This is a genomic window from Escherichia sp. HH26CH (assembly GCF_009820205.1).
GTDB classification, from domain to species: Bacteria; Pseudomonadota; Gammaproteobacteria; order Enterobacterales; family Enterobacteriaceae; genus Escherichia; species Escherichia coli_F.
Genome location: NZ_VNXM01000040.1, coordinates 242,924 through 258,905, shown reverse-complemented (window position 1 = coordinate 258,905; position 15,982 = coordinate 242,924). Strand labels below are relative to the sequence as shown.

Here is a 15,982-nt window from a genome sequence, read left to right as displayed (position 1 = left end):
CCTGTTAGGGCGCGGCTGGTAACAGAGCCTTACAGGCGCATTTGAAAAACCTCCGGCTATGCCGGAGGATATTTATTGTCTCCCTTTGATACCGAACAATAATTACTCCTCACTTACACGTAATACTACTTTCGAGTGAAAATCTGCCTATCTCTTTGATTTTCAAATCATTCGATGTATACAAGCCTATATAGCGAACTGCTATAGAAATAATTACACAATACGGTTTGTTACTGGAATCAATCGTGAGCAAGCTTGAGTGAGCCATTATGAAAACGAAAATCCCTGATGCGGTATTGGCTGCTGAGGTGAGTCGCCGTGGTTTGGTAAAAACGACAGCGATCGGCGGCCTGGCAATGGCCAGCAGCGCATTAACCTTACCTTTTAGTCGGATTGCGCACGCTGTTGATAGTGCCCTTCCGGCAAAGTCAGACGAAAAGGTTATCTGGAGCGCCTGTACAGTTAACTGTGGTAGCCGCTGCCCGCTACGTATGCACGTTGTGGACGGTGAAATTAAATATGTTGAAACGGATAATACCGGCGATGACAACTATGACGGCCTGCACCAGGTGCGCGCCTGTCTGCGTGGGCGTTCCATGCGTCGCCGTGTCTACAATCCGGACCGCCTGAAATATCCGATGAAACGAGTCGGGGCGCGCGGTGAAGGCAAATTCGAGCGCATTAGCTGGGAAGAGGCCTACGATATTATCGCCACGAACATGCAGCGTCTGATTAAAGAGTACGGTAACGAGTCCATATACCTGAATTACGGTACCGGTACGTTGGGTGGTACGATGACCCGTTCCTGGCCACCAGGAAATACCCTGGTCGCGCGGCTAATGAACTGCTGTGGCGGTTATCTGAACCATTATGGAGATTACTCCTCCGCGCAAATTGCAGAAGGCTTGAACTATACCTATGGCGGCTGGGCGGATGGTAACAGCCCGTCAGATATTGAAAACAGTAAACTGGTAGTGCTGTTTGGTAATAACCCTGGCGAAACGCGAATGAGTGGCGGTGGGGTGACTTACTATCTTGAACAGGCGCGCCAGAAATCCAATGCTCGTATGATCATTATCGATCCGCGCTATACCGACACCGGTGCCGGGCGCGAAGATGAGTGGATCCCTATTCGTCCGGGAACAGATGCCGCACTGGTTAACGGTCTGGCGTATGTCATGATCAGCGAAAACCTGGTGGATCAGGCATTCCTCGATAAATATTGCGTTGGCTACGACGAGAAAACACTGCCAGCCAGTGCGCCGAAAAATGGTCACTATAAAGCTTATATTCTGGGTGAAGGGCCAGATGGCGTGGCTAAAACGCCGGAATGGGCCTCGCAAATCACCGGTGTTCCGGCAGACAAAATCATCAAATTGGCTCGTGAAATCGGTAGTACCAAACCGGCGTTTATCAGCCAGGGATGGGGCCCGCAGCGTCACGCTAACGGTGAAATCGCAACCCGTGCTATCTCGATGCTGGCGATTCTGACCGGTAACGTTGGTATTAACGGGGGCAACAGCGGCGCGCGTGAAGGTTCATACAGCTTACCTTTTGTCCGTATGCCGACCCTCGAAAACCCGATCCAGACCAGCATTTCGATGTTTATGTGGACCGATGCCATTGAACGTGGCCCGGAAATGACAGCGCTGCGTGATGGTGTGCGCGGGAAAGATAAGCTGGATGTGCCGATCAAAATGATCTGGAACTATGCCGGTAACTGCCTGATTAACCAGCATTCTGAAATCAACCGTACCCATGAAATCCTTCAGGATGATAAGAAGTGCGAGCTGATTGTGGTTATCGACTGCCACATGACTTCATCGGCGAAATATGCTGACATCCTGCTGCCTGACTGCACCGCTTCCGAACAGATGGACTTTGCACTGGATGCATCCTGCGGGAATATGTCTTACGTGATTTTCAACGATCAGGTGATTAAACCGCGCTTTGAATGTAAGACCATCTATGAAATGACCAGCGAACTGGCAAAACGTCTTGGCGTTGAGCAACAGTTTACTGAAGGCCGTACACAGGAAGAGTGGATGCGGCATCTGTATGCCCAGTCGCGGGAAGCGATTCCTGAACTGCCAACGTTTGAAGAGTTCCGCAAGCAGGGGATCTTTAAAAAGCGCGACCCACAAGGGCATCACGTTGCTTATAAAGCTTTCCGTGAAGATCCGCAGGCAAATCCGCTGACCACGCCATCGGGTAAAATTGAGATTTATTCGCAGGCGCTGGCTGACATTGCCGCGACCTGGGAATTGCCAGAAGGCGACGTGATCGATCCACTGCCGATCTACACGCCGGGCTTTGAAAGTTATCAGGATCCGCTGAACAAACAATATCCGCTGCAGCTTACTGGCTTCCACTACAAATCTCGCGTTCACTCAACTTACGGCAACGTTGATGTGCTGAAAGCAGCTTGCCGCCAGGAAATGTGGATCAACCCGCTTGATGCACAAAAACGCGGTATCAACAACGGCGATAAGGTCAGGATCTTTAACGACCGTGGTGAGGTTCACATTGAGGCAAAAGTGACGCCACGAATGATGCCGGGTGTGGTCGCACTGGGTGAAGGTGCCTGGTATGACCCGGATGCAAAACGTGTCGATAAGGGCGGTTGTATTAACGTACTGACCACTCAACGTCCGTCTCCTCTCGCTAAGGGGAATCCGTCACATACAAACCTGGTTCAGGTTGAAAAGGTGTAAGGAGTAACCGATGACAACCCAGTATGGATTTTTTATTGATTCCAGCCGTTGCACCGGTTGCAAAACCTGCGAGCTGGCCTGTAAAGACTATAAAGATCTGACGCCGGAAGTCAGCTTCCGCCGCATTTATGAATATGCTGGCGGTGACTGGCAGGAAGATAACGGTGTCTGGCATCAGAACGTGTTTGCCTACTATCTGTCGATTTCATGTAACCACTGCGAAGATCCGGCTTGTACTAAAGTCTGCCCGAGCGGTGCGATGCATAAACGTGAAGATGGTTTTGTTGTGGTCGATGAAGATGTGTGCATTGGCTGCCGCTACTGCCATATGGCTTGCCCGTATGGCGCACCGCAATATAACGAAACGAAAGGCCATATGACCAAATGCGATGGTTGTTATGACCGTGTTGCGGAGGGGAAGAAGCCGATCTGTGTTGAATCTTGCCCGCTGCGGGCGCTGGATTTCGGCCCTATCGACGAGCTACGTAAAAAACATGGCGATTTGGCGGCTGTTGCGCCGTTGCCGCGAGCTCACTTTACCAAACCGAATATTGTGATCAAACCCAATGCCAACAGCCGCCCAACCGGGGATACCACTGGCTATCTGGCAAACCCGAAGGAGGTGTGAGATGGGAAGTGGATGGCATGAATGGCCGCTGATGATCTTCACGGTCTTCGGGCAATGTGTAGCAGGTGGTTTTATCGTTCTGGCTTTGGCGCTGCTCAAAGGCGACCTGCGAGCAGAAGCCCAGCAGCGTGTTATCGCCTGCATGTTTGGCTTATGGGTGCTGATGGGTATTGGCTTTATCGCCTCTATGCTCCATCTTGGTTCGCCGATGCGCGCTTTTAACTCGCTCAACCGGGTAGGGGCTTCAGCACTCAGTAACGAAATCGCCAGCGGTTCGATCTTTTTTGCCGTTGGTGGCATCGGTTGGGTGCTGGCAATACTGAAAAAGCTGTCGCCAGCACTGCGTACGCTGTGGCTGGTGGTGACGATGGTTCTCGGCGTAGTCTTTGTCTGGATGATGGTGCGCGTTTATAACAGCATCGATACTGTCCCGACCTGGTACAGCATCTGGACACCGATGGGCTTCTTCTTGACAATGTTCATGGGCGGCCCGTTACTGGGTTACCTGTTGTTGAGTCTGGCTGGCGTCGATGGCTGGGCGATGCGTCTGCTACCTGCAATTTCTGTGCTGGCACTGGTAGTGAGTGGCGTGATGTCTGTGATGCAGGGCGCAGAGTTGGCGACTATTCATAGTTCTGTGCAGCAGGCTGCAGCGCTGGTGCCGGACTATGGTGCGCTGATGTCCTGGCGTATCGTACTTTTGGCTGTTGCCCTGTGCTTGTGGATTGCCCCACAGCTAAAAGGTTATCAGCCTGCGGTTCCGCTACTTTCCGTATCATTCATTCTGCTTCTGGCAGGGGAATTAATCGGTCGTGGCGTATTCTATGGTTTGCATATGACCGTGGGGATGGCCGTCGCAAGCTAATCATAACAACCGGGGTTTCGGCCCCGGTTCTCTTTTATTTCTGCTTCGTTAACGTGTCATAACTGGTCATCAAATTACGATAATCAGGAATATGGTTAGAGAACAATGTCGCCAGTCCTTCAATATCATTACGCCAGTCGCGATGCAGCTCGCACGCCACGCCGAACCATGTCATCAATTGCGCACCAGCTTGCGACATGCGATCCCATGCCGAATGCCGGGTAATTTCATTAAAGGTCCCTGACGCGTCAGTCACGACAAAGACATCAAACCCTTCTTCAATTGCCGAAAGTGCCGGGAACGCAACGCAAACTTCGGTTACCACACCGGCAATAATTAACTGTTTTTTACCTGTCGCTTTGACAGCTTTTACAAAATCTTCGTTATCCCAGGCGTTAATATTTCCCGGGCGAGCAATGTAAGGTGCATCGGGGAACTGTGCTTTCAGTTCTGGAACTAATGGGCCGTTAGGACCGGTTTCAAAACTGGTGGTAAGAATAGTAGGTAAGTTGAAATACTTAGCCAGATCACCCAGCGCCAGCACGTTATTTTTAAACTTATCGGGTTCAATATCCCTACAAGGGAAAGTAAACCAGCCTGGTGATCAACAAGCAAAACGGCAGCATCATTTTTATCGAGACGAACATACGGTTTGGTCATCCTCTTCTCCTTTCGAGAGTCAGCGGTACGTCTGAAATCGGTCAGACGCGATGCATTGCTCTGAAAGCATAGACGGGAAATATGAGTTTGCTGTGACCATGAAATTTTTCGACTGAACGAAGCGTATGAAATTTGTGTTAGATCAATAAAAACAATCAGATGAGATTAATCGTCTCTCCAGCATTAGCGTTATGAATGAGTAATATAAATCGATAATACCTCAGCTGCGATATGCGCGTATTTTCACCCATTGACAATGTTTTTGGCGGTGGCATGATGCGCATGAAATTTGAACTTCCTCACGGTTTTAATTCATGTCCACGTATACCCGGCCTGTCATGCTTTTGCTGTCTGGCCTGCTTTTGTTGACTTTGGCGATCGCAGTGTTAAATACACTCGTGCCGCTTTGGCTCGCCCAGGAACATATGTCCACATGGCAGGTAGGCGTTGTCAGCTCATCCTATTTTACCGGCAACCTGGTCGGTACATTGCTGACAGGGTATGTCATTAAGCGCATTGGCTTTAACCGCAGCTATTATCTGGCCTCCTTCATTTTTGCCGCTGGCTGTGCAGGTCTTGGCCTGATGATTGGTTTCTGGAGCTGGTTGGTGTGGCGTTTTGTAGCGGGTGTCGGCTGTGCCATGATTTGGGTGGTCGTTGAGAGCGCGCTGATGTGCAGTGGGACGTCACGTAACCGTGGTCGTTTGCTTGCTGCGTATATGATGGTTTATTACGTGGGAACGTTTTTAGGCCAGTTACTGGTCAGCAAAGTTTCAACCGAGCTGATGTCCGTATTGCCGTGGGTTACAGGTTTGACGTTGGCAGGGATCTTACCGCTGTTGTTTACGCGTGTGCTGAATCAGCAGGCTGAAAACCATGATTCGACGTCAATTACGTCAATGCTAAAACTCCGTCAGGCGCGGCTTGGCGTGAATGGCTGCATTATCTCAGGAATCGTTCTGGGATCTCTATATGGCCTGATGCCGCTGTACCTCAATCACAAAGGGGTGAGCAATGCCAGCATTGGTTTCTGGATGGCGGTACTGGTCAGTGCGGGTATCCTTGGACAATGGCCGATTGGACGTCTGGCGGATAAGTTTGGTCGACTGCTGGTGTTGCGTGTTCAGGTCTTTGTCGTCATTCTCGGCAGTATCGCGATGCTTAGCCAGGCGGCGATGGCCCCAGCGTTATTCATCCTCGGTGCCGCTGGCTTTACGCTATATCCGGTGGCGATGGCATGGGCTTGCGAGAAAGTTGAACATCATCAACTGGTGGCGATGAACCAGGCCTTACTGTTGAGCTATACTGTGGGAAGTCTGCTTGGTCCGTCATTTACTGCCATGCTAATGCAGAATTTCTCCGATAATTTATTGTTTATCATGATCGCCAGCGTATCGTTTATCTATTTGCTGATGCTGCTTCGCAACGCCGGTCATACGCCGAAACCCGTTGCTCACGTGTAAATGAATTAACGCAGAGTGTGAACTTACTGTTTCACACTCTGCTTTTTTGTTTCTTCTCTCTGACTTGCTTTTTTCAAAATTTTATTCGTTTCAAAATAAAATGTGCAGCAGGTTATAATTTTGCATTTCGCTATTTCCGCACTTCTTATTTGCCGCGCATAATCCCTCGTTTTACAGATGCCCCTTTAATTTTGGCGAAGGATTTGTCTATGGCTGGGAATGTTCAGGAAAAACAGCTGCGATGGTACAACATTGCGCTGATGTCTTTTATCACTGTCTGGGGTTTTGGCAACGTTGTTAATAACTACGCCAACCAGGGGCTGGTGGTTGTTTTTTCATGGGTGTTTATCTTTGCGCTCTATTTCACACCTTATGCGCTAATTGTTGGTCAGTTAGGCTCGACCTTCAAAGATGGGAAGGGCGGGGTCAGTACCTGGATTAAACACACGATGGGACCCGGACTGGCTTACCTCGCCGCGTGGACCTACTGGGTAGTGCATATTCCCTATCTGGCACAAAAACCCCAGGCAATACTGATTGCGCTCGGTTGGGCGATGAAAGGCGACGGTTCGCTAATCAAAGAATATTCAGTCGTAGCGTTACAGGGGTTAACGCTGGTGCTGTTTGTCTTCTTTATGTGGGTTGCTTCACGCGGTATGAAATCGCTGAAAATCGTCGGTTCTGTGGCAGGGATTGCGATGTTCGTCATGTCGCTCCTGTATGTGGCGATGGCGGTAACAGCGCCTGCGATTACTGAAGTGCATATTGCAACCACAAACATTACCTGGGAAACGTTTATTCCTCATATCGACTTTACCTACATTACCACTATTTCAATGCTGGTCTTTGCGGTTGGTGGAGCAGAGAAGATTTCTCCCTACGTTAATCAAACGCGCAACCCAGGAAAAGAATTTCCAAAAGGGATATTATGCCTGGCGGTGATGGTTGCGGTGTGCGCGATCCTTGGATCGCTTGCAATGGGGATGATGTTTGACTCCCGCAATATTCCCGATGACTTAATGACCAACGGCCAGTATTACGCCTTCCAGAAGCTGGGCGAGTATTACAGCATGGGTAATACTTTAATGGTGATTTACGCCATTGCGAATACTCTGGGTCAAGTAGCTGCGCTGGTATTCTCGATTGATGCGCCGCTTAAAGTATTATTAGGCGATGCTGACAGCAAATATATTCCTGCCAGTTTATGTCGTACCAACGCATCTGGTACGCCCGTTAATGGCTATTTTCTGACCCTGGTGCTGGTGGCGATCCTGATTATGCTGCCGACTCTCGGCATCGGTGATATGAACAATCTCTATAAATGGCTGTTGAACCTTAACTCGGTAGTGATGCCGCTGCGTTATTTATGGGTATTTGTTGCATTTATTGCAGTTGTTCGCCTGGCGCAGAAATATAAGCCGGAATATGTCTTTATTCGTAATAAGCCGCTGGCAATGACCGTCGGAATTTGGTGTTTTGCCTTTACCGCTTTTGCCTGCCTGACTGGTATTTTCCCGAAAATGGAAGCCTTCACCGCAGAGTGGACATTCCAGTTGGCGCTGAATGTTGCAACGCCGTTTGTGCTGGTGGGATTAGGGCTGATATTCCCGCTGCTGGCGCGTAAAGCGAATAGCAAATAATTATTGTGGTCGGTGACGCTGACTCTGGCAGATCTGACCCGTTTTTACATAATCGAGAAATGCGCGCAAGCCGCAGGACATATACTGGCGGTTTGGGTAATAGATCTGGAAGCCTGGACGCTCTGTGATCCAGTCTTCCAGTACACATTCTAAACGACCGGTATCAAGGTACTCCTTGATCTGTTCATAGAGCAGATACCCGATACCAGCACCCATCAAAACGGCATCCAGTTCAGCATCAACATCATCCAGAATGATATTTCCTGCGACAGCAATTTCCAGCTCCTTTGCAAATTGCCAGTGGAAAGGTTTGCCGCTGGGATAACGAAAAACAACACATTGATGATTAAGCAGATCATGAGGATGGCGGGGTTTGCCATATCTTGCAAAGTACTCTGGCGTTGCTGCTACACATAATTTCACTGGCGGGCCGATCGCCACGCTGATCATATCTTTTTCGACGATGCCATTAAGTCGAACGCCAGCGTCAAAGCCCTGCTGGACGATATCAACAAGAGAGTCGTCAGTTGTGAGCTCGACTTTAATATCAGGATATTCACGTGTGAAACCAACCAGTAAAGGTATTAAAAATATACGTGCAGCTACCCGGGCGGCATTGATTTTGAGCGTACCTGTCGGTGTCAGACGAAAATCATTCATCTCATCTAACATGATCTGAATTTCGTCGAAAGCTGGGCGCAATCGTTCATAGAGATTAGAACCCGCTTCCGTTAACGATACGCTTCGGGTTGTCCGATTGAATAAGCGAATTTTAAGACGTTGTTCCAGTGTTTTAATACTATGGCTAATGGCGGACGAAGATAAGCCTAACTCATCGCCTGCTGCACGAAAGCTTTGATTACGGGCCACGGCAAAGAAAGTGGCAAAGTCAGACATATTCATCCGCATTAGTGAAAATCCTTCATTAACTCATCCTGAATCATCACGTTTACAGGATGATGCCGCCTGCGTAAAGTGCGCTCCAGAACTTAACGTGGAGGTAAAATTATGCAGTCTGAACGTATTTATTTAGTATGGGCCATCCTCGTCATGATTCATTGACCGCACATATTGCTGATGCGATCCATCAGCGGGCAATGGAGCGGAAAATACAGGTGACGGAACTCGATTTATATCGGCGTAATTTCAACCCGGCGATGACGCCGGAAGATGAACCAGACTGGAAGAATATGGATAAACGTTATTCTCCAGAGGTTCATCAGCTTTATTCAGAGCTGCTTGAACATGACACGTTAGTGGTGGTTTTTCCTCTCTGGTGGTACAGCTTCCCAGCAATGCTAAAAGGATATATTGACAGAGTATGGAATAATGGGCTGGCTTATGGAGATGGGCACAAATTACCATTCAATAAAGTTCGTTGGGTGGCGCTGGTTGGAGGAGACAAAGAATCATTTGTCCAGATGGGCTGGGAAAAAAATATAAGCGAATATTTGATAAATATGTGCAGTTATCTTGGTATTGAAGATGCCGATGTCACTTTCTTGTGTAATACAGTGGTATTCGATGGGGAAGAACTTCACGCGAGCTATTATCAGTCGTTATTATCTCAGGTACGGGATATGGTAGATGCACTATAAGATGTGTTAAAAACGCTGTAGCAGAATGAAGCGCGGAATAACAAAGCGGCAACTCAATAAAGTTGCCGCTTTACGGGGAAATTAGAACATTACCTTGTGACCGTACTGCTCAAGAATGCCTTTCACGCGTTCCATGGTCTCTTTCTTCGGTGGTTTAACACCATCAAGTTTGTATTCTTCACCCATCGCCACCCATTTGTGTTTGCCCAGCTCGTGGTAGGGGAGAAGCTCGATTTTCTCAACGTTGCCCATATCACGGGTAAATTCACCGAGGCGATGCGCTGAATCGTCATCGTCAGACCAGCCTGGGACAACAACGTAGCGGATCCACACCTTCACATTTTTATTCGCCAGATATTTAGCAAATTCCAGCGTGCGGTGGTTGGAAACTCCAACCAGATTTTGGTGGATCTCGTCGTTCATCTGTTTGAGATCGAGCATTACCAGGTCGGTTACTTCCAGCAGTTCATCAATCACCGGATCGTAACGACGAACAAAACCGTTGGTATCCAGACAGGTATGAATGCCTTCTTTTTTGCAGGCGCGGAACCAGTCACGAACAAACTCAGCTTGCAGGATTGCTTCACCGCCGGATGCGGTAACGCCGCCGCCGGAAGCGTTCATAAAGTGGCGATAGGTCACCACTTCCTTCATCAAATCTTCAACGGTAACTTCTTTACCGCCATGCGTGTCCCAGGTGTCGCGGTTATGACAATACAGGCAGCGCATCAGGCAGCCCTGGAAAAAGGTGATAAAGCGAATACCCGGGCCGTCTACGGTTCCACAGGATTCAAAGGAGTGAATGCGACCAATAACTGACATTGCGGTGTTTCTCCAGATGTGGCCCATCTGAGGCCGTGTTGGTGCGCAGCTCGAAGGCTACGTCGAGTCTGTTTTGGCAGTCACCTTAAAGTATAGATAGCTGACAAAAAAGGCTCTCGTGCTAAAAAAGGCCCCACTTTCGTGGAGCCTTTATTGTACGCTTTTTACTGTACGATTTCAGTCAAAACTAATTACATAGATTGAGTGAAGGTACGAGTAATAACGTCCTGCTGCTGTTCTTTAGTCAGCGAGTTGAAACGTACTGCGTAGCCAGATACACGGATGGTCAGCTGCGGATATTTTTCCGGGTTTTCCATCGCGTCGAGCAGCATTTCACGGTTCATCACGTTAACGTTCAGGTGCTGACCACCTTCGATGGATGCTTCGTGGTGGAAGTAACCATCCATCAGACCAGCCAGGTTGGTCTTACGAACTTCGTCGTCTTTACCCAGTGCGTTCGGAACGATAGAGAAGGTGTAGGAGATACCATCTTTAGCGTAAGCAAACGGCAGTTTAGCAACGGAAGTCAGAGATGCTACAGCACCTTTCTGGTCACGACCGTGCATCGGGTTAGCACCCGGTCCGAACGGCGCGCCAGCACGACGACCGTCTGGGGTGTTACCAGTTTTCTTACCATACACAACGTTAGAAGTGATGGTCAGAACAGACTGAGTCGGGATTGCGTCACGGTAGGTGTGCAGTTTCTGAATTTTCTTCATGAAACGTTCTACCAGGTCAACAGCCAGGTCATCTACACGTGGATCGTTGTTACCAAACTGCGGGTATTCGCCTTCGATTTCGAAGTCGATAGCCAGACCGTCTTCGTCACGAATCGGTTTAACTTTCGCATATTTGATTGCAGACAGGGAGTCAGCAGCAACGGACAGACCAGCGATACCACACGCCATGGTGCGGATAACGTCACGGTCGTGCAGCGCCATCAGAGAGGCTTCGTAGCTGTACTTGTCGTGCATGTAGTGGATGATGTTCAGTGCAGTGATGTACTGTTTAGCCAGCCAGTCCATGAAGTGATCCATGCGCTCCATCACTTCATCGTAGTTCAGGACGTCGCCTTTGATCGGTTCAGATTTCGGACCAACCTGCATTTTCAGTTTTTCGTCAACACCGCCGTTGATTGCGTACAGCATGGTTTTCGCCAGGTTTGCACGCGCACCGAAGAACTGCATTTGTTTACCAACGATCATCGGGCTTACGCAGCAAGCGATAGCGTAGTCATCGTTGTTGAAGTCCGGACGCATCAGGTCATCGTTCTCATACTGCAGAGAAGAGGTGTCAATGGACACTTTAGCGGCGAATTTCTTGAAGTTCAGCGGCAGTTTTTCAGACCACAGAATGGTCATGTTCGGTTCCGGAGACGGACCCATGGTGTACAGGGTGTTCAGGAAACGGAAGCTGTTTTTGGTAACCAGGGTACGACCGTCGAGGCCCATACCACCGATAGATTCGGTTGCCCAGATCGGGTCGCCAGAGAACAGTTCATCGTATTCCGGAGTACGCAGGAAGCGAACCATACGCAGTTTCATGACCAGGTGGTCAACCATTTCCTGCGCTTCTTGTTCGGTGATCTTGCCAGCTTTCAGGTCACGTTCGATGTACACATCCAGGAAGGTGGAGGTACGACCGAAGGACATTGCAGCACCGTTCTGAGACTTAACAGCAGCCAGGTAGCCGAAGTAAGTCCACTGGATTGCTTCCTGAGCGTTGGTAGCCGGACCAGAGATGTCGTAGCCGTATTTCGCAGCCATTTCTTTCATCTGACCCAGAGCGCGGTGCTGTTCAGCGATTTCTTCGCGCAGACGGATAGTCTGTTCCAGGTTTACGCCGTTTTCCAGATCAGCCTGCAGAGAGGTGAACTGAGCGTGTTTGTCTTTCATCAGGTAGTCGATACCGTACAGCGCAACGCGACGGTAGTCACCGATGATACGACCACGGCCATAAGCATCTGGCAGACCGGTCAGAACACCGGATTTACGGCAACGCAGGATGTCCGGAGTGTAAACGTCGAACACGCCCTGGTTGTGAGTTTTACGGTATTCAGTGAAGATTTTTTTGATCATCGGGTCCAGTTCGCGGTTGTACGCTTTGCAGGAACCTTCGATCATTTTGATACCACCGAACGGGATAAGAGCACGTTTCAGCGGAGCTTCAGTCTGCAGACCAACAACTTTTTCCAACGCTTTGTTGATGTAGCCAGCGTCGTGAGAGGTGATGGTGGAAGCAACAGCGGTGTCAAAGTCAACTGGCGCGTGAGTGCGGTTTTCCAGTTTAACGCCTTCCATTACTTGGTCCCACAGGGTGGTGGTCGCTTCAGTAGCGCCAGCCAGGAAGGACTCGTCACCCTCGTACGGAGTGTAGTTTTTCTGAATGAAGTCACGGACGTTTACTTCATTCTGCCAGTCACCTTTGGTAAAACCTTCCCAGGCTGTGGCTAACTTTTCATTAAGCTCGGACATGTAACACCTACCTTCTTAAGTGGATTTTTTATTTACTGCGTACTTCGACAACCATTAATGGTGATCGTTTTCACGCAGGTAAATGACCCAGTATGTCAACCCAACCAACAAACCACCGCCGATAATATTACCGATCGTAACCGGAATCAGGTTATCAGTGATGAAGTTCATCACGGTCAGGTGAGAAAAATTTTCCGGTGCAGAACCGACAGCGGTCCAGAATTCCGGAGATGCGAAGTCGCGGATTACAATACCCATCGGGATCATAAACATGTTTGCGATACTGTGCTCAAAACCGCTGGCAACAAACATCGCGACCGGCAGCACCATAATGAACGCTTTGTCCATCAGGCTGCGGCCAGAATAACTCATCCATACTGCCAGACATACCATCAGGTTTGCCAGGATACCAAGACAGACGGCCTCAATAAAAGTATGGTGCACTTTGTGGTCGGCGGTTTGTAGGACGTTTAGTCCCCATTGACCATTCGCGGTCATATACTCGCCGGAAAGCCACATTAAAAGTACAAAGAGCAGTGCGCCAACCAGGTTGCCAAAATAGACATTTAGCCAGTTTTTTGCCAACTGACCCCAGGTGATGCGTCCACTCGCCTTGGCAACAACAATCAACACTGTGGAAGTAAAGAGATCGGCTCCGCAGACAACACAAAGAATCAGCCCCAGAGAGAAGCAAATGCCGCCAACCAGTTTTGCCATACCGAAGGGCATTGTGCCTGTGCCAGTGGTTGCTGTGATATAGAAGACGAATGCGATTGAGATGAAAACACCGGCGGTAATCGCCAGATAGAAAGTCTTAAGCGGATGTTTCGTTGCTTTATAGACACCTGCCTCTTCGGCCACTTTGGCCATTGCTGCAGGAAGTAAAAGATCAAAAGGGTTGTCAGCTTTCACACTAACTCTCTCTTTATTAAGTCGGCGACGAGATACTAACAAAGCATTATAGATGAGAAATTGATATAGATCATATCTCGCCTGGCTTATAGGCCCGTAACTCGCATGGTTTTTATGCAAATACGGAGTAAATATTTGATTATCCAAATAAAAATAAATTTTAAAAATTAACAAATGAGTTGAATTTTTTCCGCATCCTCCGCTAAAACAGTTAATTAAAAGGGAGCACCAGGCGAATAAAGTAACAATATCGATCGTATTTATTAAATACAAATTACCGATATTTAACTTTATAATTACAATTATTTTATTAATGCAAATATATGTAAAGCGGGGCATTAAAAAAACGCCCCGTAATATAACTCAGACGAATCATTAAGCCTACATTGCGTAGGCTATTTGATTTTATTTTGCCCAGAATGCTGCTTTGGCGCGCTGCAGCTTTTCGTAGGCCTTCAACAACGACTGATGTGCAGCAAACGCGTGCAGATCGCTATCTACGGGTTGCAAGCCATAAAACGCCGATTCACCGCTCATTGCCGCACTGGCGGCTTCTACGGCATCTGCGCCATACATACGAACGAAGGCATTCAGATATTGCAGTGGTTGGCGGTCTTCTTCCTGTGCCAGTAATAACAACGTTTGCAGACAGCGATAATAGTTGGCGCGTTCCGGACTGAACACTGATGAGTTAAATTCCATCGTCCATTCGGTCCAGACCAGAGCCTGTTCCAGATCGCCACCAGCCAGCGCCAGCATGGCTTTTAATTCTCCGATACGCAGGGTGTACCAACCGTTATCCGACCCGGTCGCCAGACCCAACAGCTCACGCACGCGAGTAAAGTCATCAAAACCTTCTTCATCCAGTTGCTCGATGAGGTTCAGGTAATCTTCTTTTTCCCACTCGCTGCCTGGTAACGAAAGAATCGTTTCACGTAAATGGCTGCCCATACTGTTATTCGCCAGCCACAGATCTTCAGCCGGATAAATATCGGACATGCCAGGCACGATAATACGGCAAGCATAAACGCCCAGATGCTCGTAATCGGCAATATAAACTTCTTTATCTTCTTTGTTGAAGATAGCCATCAGCGTAGCAAACTCTTCTTCCGTAGTGCCGGAGAAATTCCAGTCCACAAACGGATAATCGGCATCCTGCTTGAACAGGTCCCAGGAGATTAAACCGCTGGAATCGATAAAGTGCGTTTCGAGGTTGGTATGTTCAGCAACTTCTTCATCATCGAAGGTTGGCGGAGTAAACACATCCAAATCTTTCAGGCCACGACCTTGCAGCAGCTCGGTCACGGTACGTTCCAGTGCTACGCCAAAATCAGGATGCGCACCGAAAGAGGCAAAGCAGGTACCGTTAGCAGGATTAAACAGTACCACGCAAATCACCGGATACTGGCCGCCAAGCGAACCATCATAAGCAAAGATTGGGAAACCTTCTGCTTCCAGTGTTTCGATCGCTTCAACCACCGCTGGATAACGCGCAAGCACCTCTGCCGGGATCTCTGGAAGACTGATGCTTTCAGCAATAATGCGGTTTTTCACGTAGCGTTCGAAAACTTCGGACAACCCCTGAACGCGTGCTTCGTTTCGGGTATTGCCAGCGGACATACCGTTAGAAACGTACAGGTTACCAATGATATTCATCGGAATATAAACGATCTGATTGTCGGACTGGCGCGTAAACGGCAGACCGCAAATACCACGATCTTCGTTACCAGATTGTAGGTCAATCAGCATGCTGCCGGTCAGTTCATTCTCCGGATCGTAAAATGCGCGCAGACGGTCATCGAGCAGCCCTTCTGGTACATCGTCGTTTTCGGTCAGTGGGAACCATTTTTCGTTGGGATAATGCACGAATGGACCGTTGGCGATGGTTTCGCCCAGCCAGAAATCAGCAAAAAAGTAGTTGGTTGAGAGACGCTCGAAATATTCACCGAGGGCAGATGCCAGCGCCGCTTTTTTGGTTGCGCCTTTACCGTTGGTAAAACACAGTGCGCACTCTTTGTCGCGAATGTGCACTGACCAGACGTTAGGCACGGGATTCAGCCAGGAGGCCTCTTCAATCTGAAAACCAAGGTCTGAAAGTTTTTGCTGGAAGCGAGCGATGGAATCTTCCAGGGCGGCATCTTTGCCGGGGATAAATGTTTGCGTCATGAAAATCACTTTAGTCGTACGGAAAGCGCGCAATAATACG

General features: G+C 48.9%; 10 protein-coding genes and 2 pseudogenes. 6 read left to right on the top strand and 6 right to left on the bottom strand.

Going from position 1 to position 15,982, the window contains the following annotated elements; translation table 11 throughout:
• Positions 1 to 269 precede the first annotated feature (269 nt).
• From dmsA to dmsC, 3 genes are read left to right on the top strand one after another with little or no spacing between them, the layout of a single operon-like run.
• Positions 270 to 2,714: a dimethylsulfoxide reductase subunit A gene (gene dmsA / locus FQ015_RS15230; RefSeq protein ID WP_088541638.1), complete on the top strand. Its 2,445-nt coding sequence runs from the start codon at positions 270 to 272 to the stop codon at positions 2,712 to 2,714.
• A 10-nt stretch (positions 2,715 to 2,724) separates the two neighbouring features.
• On the top strand, positions 2,725 to 3,342 hold the full coding sequence (dmsB, locus tag FQ015_RS15225) for a dimethylsulfoxide reductase iron-sulfur subunit DmsB (protein WP_000213098.1): 618 nt from the start codon (positions 2,725 to 2,727) through the stop codon (positions 3,340 to 3,342).
• 1 nt (position 3,343) lies between these two features.
• Positions 3,344 to 4,207 (top strand): dimethyl sulfoxide reductase anchor subunit DmsC, encoded by an 864-nt coding sequence (dmsC, locus tag FQ015_RS15220; protein WP_160524231.1) that lies wholly within the window; start codon positions 3,344 to 3,346, stop codon positions 4,205 to 4,207.
• Between the two features lie 34 nt (positions 4,208 to 4,241).
• Here the strand turns inward: dmsC and ycaC are convergent.
• A pseudogene (gene ycaC / locus FQ015_RS15215) lies at positions 4,242 to 4,867 on the bottom strand (isochorismate family cysteine hydrolase YcaC).
• A 314-nt stretch (positions 4,868 to 5,181) separates the two neighbouring features.
• Between ycaC and FQ015_RS15210 the strand changes: the two are divergent.
• Positions 5,182 to 6,330 carry an MFS transporter gene (locus FQ015_RS15210; RefSeq protein ID WP_160524230.1) on the top strand — a complete coding sequence of 383 codons (1,149 nt, stop codon included), beginning with the start codon at positions 5,182 to 5,184 and terminating at the stop codon, positions 6,328 to 6,330.
• Between the two features lie 209 nt (positions 6,331 to 6,539).
• Positions 6,540 to 7,970, top strand: a complete 1,431-nt coding sequence (locus FQ015_RS15205; protein ID WP_160524229.1) for an APC family permease — start codon at positions 6,540 to 6,542, stop codon at positions 7,968 to 7,970.
• On the opposite strand, the gene FQ015_RS15200 is transcribed toward FQ015_RS15205, so the two are convergent.
• A complete protein-coding gene (locus FQ015_RS15200; RefSeq protein ID WP_160524228.1) occupies positions 7,971 to 8,879 on the bottom strand; it encodes a LysR family transcriptional regulator in 909 nt (302 codons plus the stop codon).
• A gap of 99 nt (positions 8,880 to 8,978) precedes the next feature.
• Between FQ015_RS15200 and FQ015_RS15195 the strand changes: the two are divergent.
• Positions 8,979 to 9,568, top strand: a pseudogene (locus FQ015_RS15195) (NAD(P)H oxidoreductase).
• A gap of 81 nt (positions 9,569 to 9,649) precedes the next feature.
• Here the strand turns inward: FQ015_RS15195 and pflA are convergent.
• The 4 genes from pflA to ycaO all read right to left on the bottom strand — a co-directional run bounded on the left by pflA (position 9,650) and on the right by ycaO (position 15,942).
• Complete coding sequence (pflA, locus tag FQ015_RS15190) at positions 9,650 to 10,390, bottom strand: pyruvate formate lyase 1-activating protein (RefSeq protein WP_000111043.1); 741 nt, start codon at positions 10,388 to 10,390, stop codon at positions 9,650 to 9,652.
• A 191-nt stretch (positions 10,391 to 10,581) separates the two neighbouring features.
• On the bottom strand, positions 10,582 to 12,864 hold the full coding sequence (pflB, locus tag FQ015_RS15185) for a formate C-acetyltransferase (protein WP_160524226.1): 2,283 nt from the start codon (positions 12,862 to 12,864) through the stop codon (positions 10,582 to 10,584).
• A 54-nt stretch (positions 12,865 to 12,918) separates the two neighbouring features.
• Positions 12,919 to 13,776 carry a formate transporter FocA gene (focA, locus tag FQ015_RS15180; RefSeq protein ID WP_000642546.1) on the bottom strand — a complete coding sequence of 286 codons (858 nt, stop codon included), beginning with the start codon at positions 13,774 to 13,776 and terminating at the stop codon, positions 12,919 to 12,921.
• Between the two features lie 405 nt (positions 13,777 to 14,181).
• A complete protein-coding gene (ycaO, locus tag FQ015_RS15175) occupies positions 14,182 to 15,942 on the bottom strand; it encodes a 30S ribosomal protein S12 methylthiotransferase accessory factor YcaO (protein WP_160524225.1) in 1,761 nt (586 codons plus the stop codon).
• Positions 15,943 to 15,982 lie beyond the last annotated feature (40 nt).

Bases quoted from the DNA above. Each gene is read 5' to 3' on its own strand.
- dmsA (WP_088541638.1), top strand. From the start codon at position 270: ATGAAAACGAAAATCCCTGATGCGGTATTGGCTGCTGAGGTGAGTCGC.
- ycaO (WP_160524225.1), bottom strand. From the start codon at position 15,942: ATGACGCAAACATTTATCCCCGGCAAAGATGCCGCCCTGGAAGATTCC.
- dmsC (WP_160524231.1), top strand. From the start codon at position 3,344: ATGGGAAGTGGATGGCATGAATGGCCGCTGATGATCTTCACGGTCTTC.
- FQ015_RS15200 (WP_160524228.1), bottom strand. From the start codon at position 8,879: ATGCGGATGAATATGTCTGACTTTGCCACTTTCTTTGCCGTGGCCCGT.
- FQ015_RS15210 (WP_160524230.1), top strand. From the start codon at position 5,182: ATGTCCACGTATACCCGGCCTGTCATGCTTTTGCTGTCTGGCCTGCTT.
- dmsB (WP_000213098.1), top strand. From the start codon at position 2,725: ATGACAACCCAGTATGGATTTTTTATTGATTCCAGCCGTTGCACCGGT.
- FQ015_RS15205 (WP_160524229.1), top strand. From the start codon at position 6,540: ATGGCTGGGAATGTTCAGGAAAAACAGCTGCGATGGTACAACATTGCG.
- pflA (WP_000111043.1), bottom strand. From the start codon at position 10,390: ATGTCAGTTATTGGTCGCATTCACTCCTTTGAATCCTGTGGAACCGTA.
- pflB (WP_160524226.1), bottom strand. From the start codon at position 12,864: ATGTCCGAGCTTAATGAAAAGTTAGCCACAGCCTGGGAAGGTTTTACC.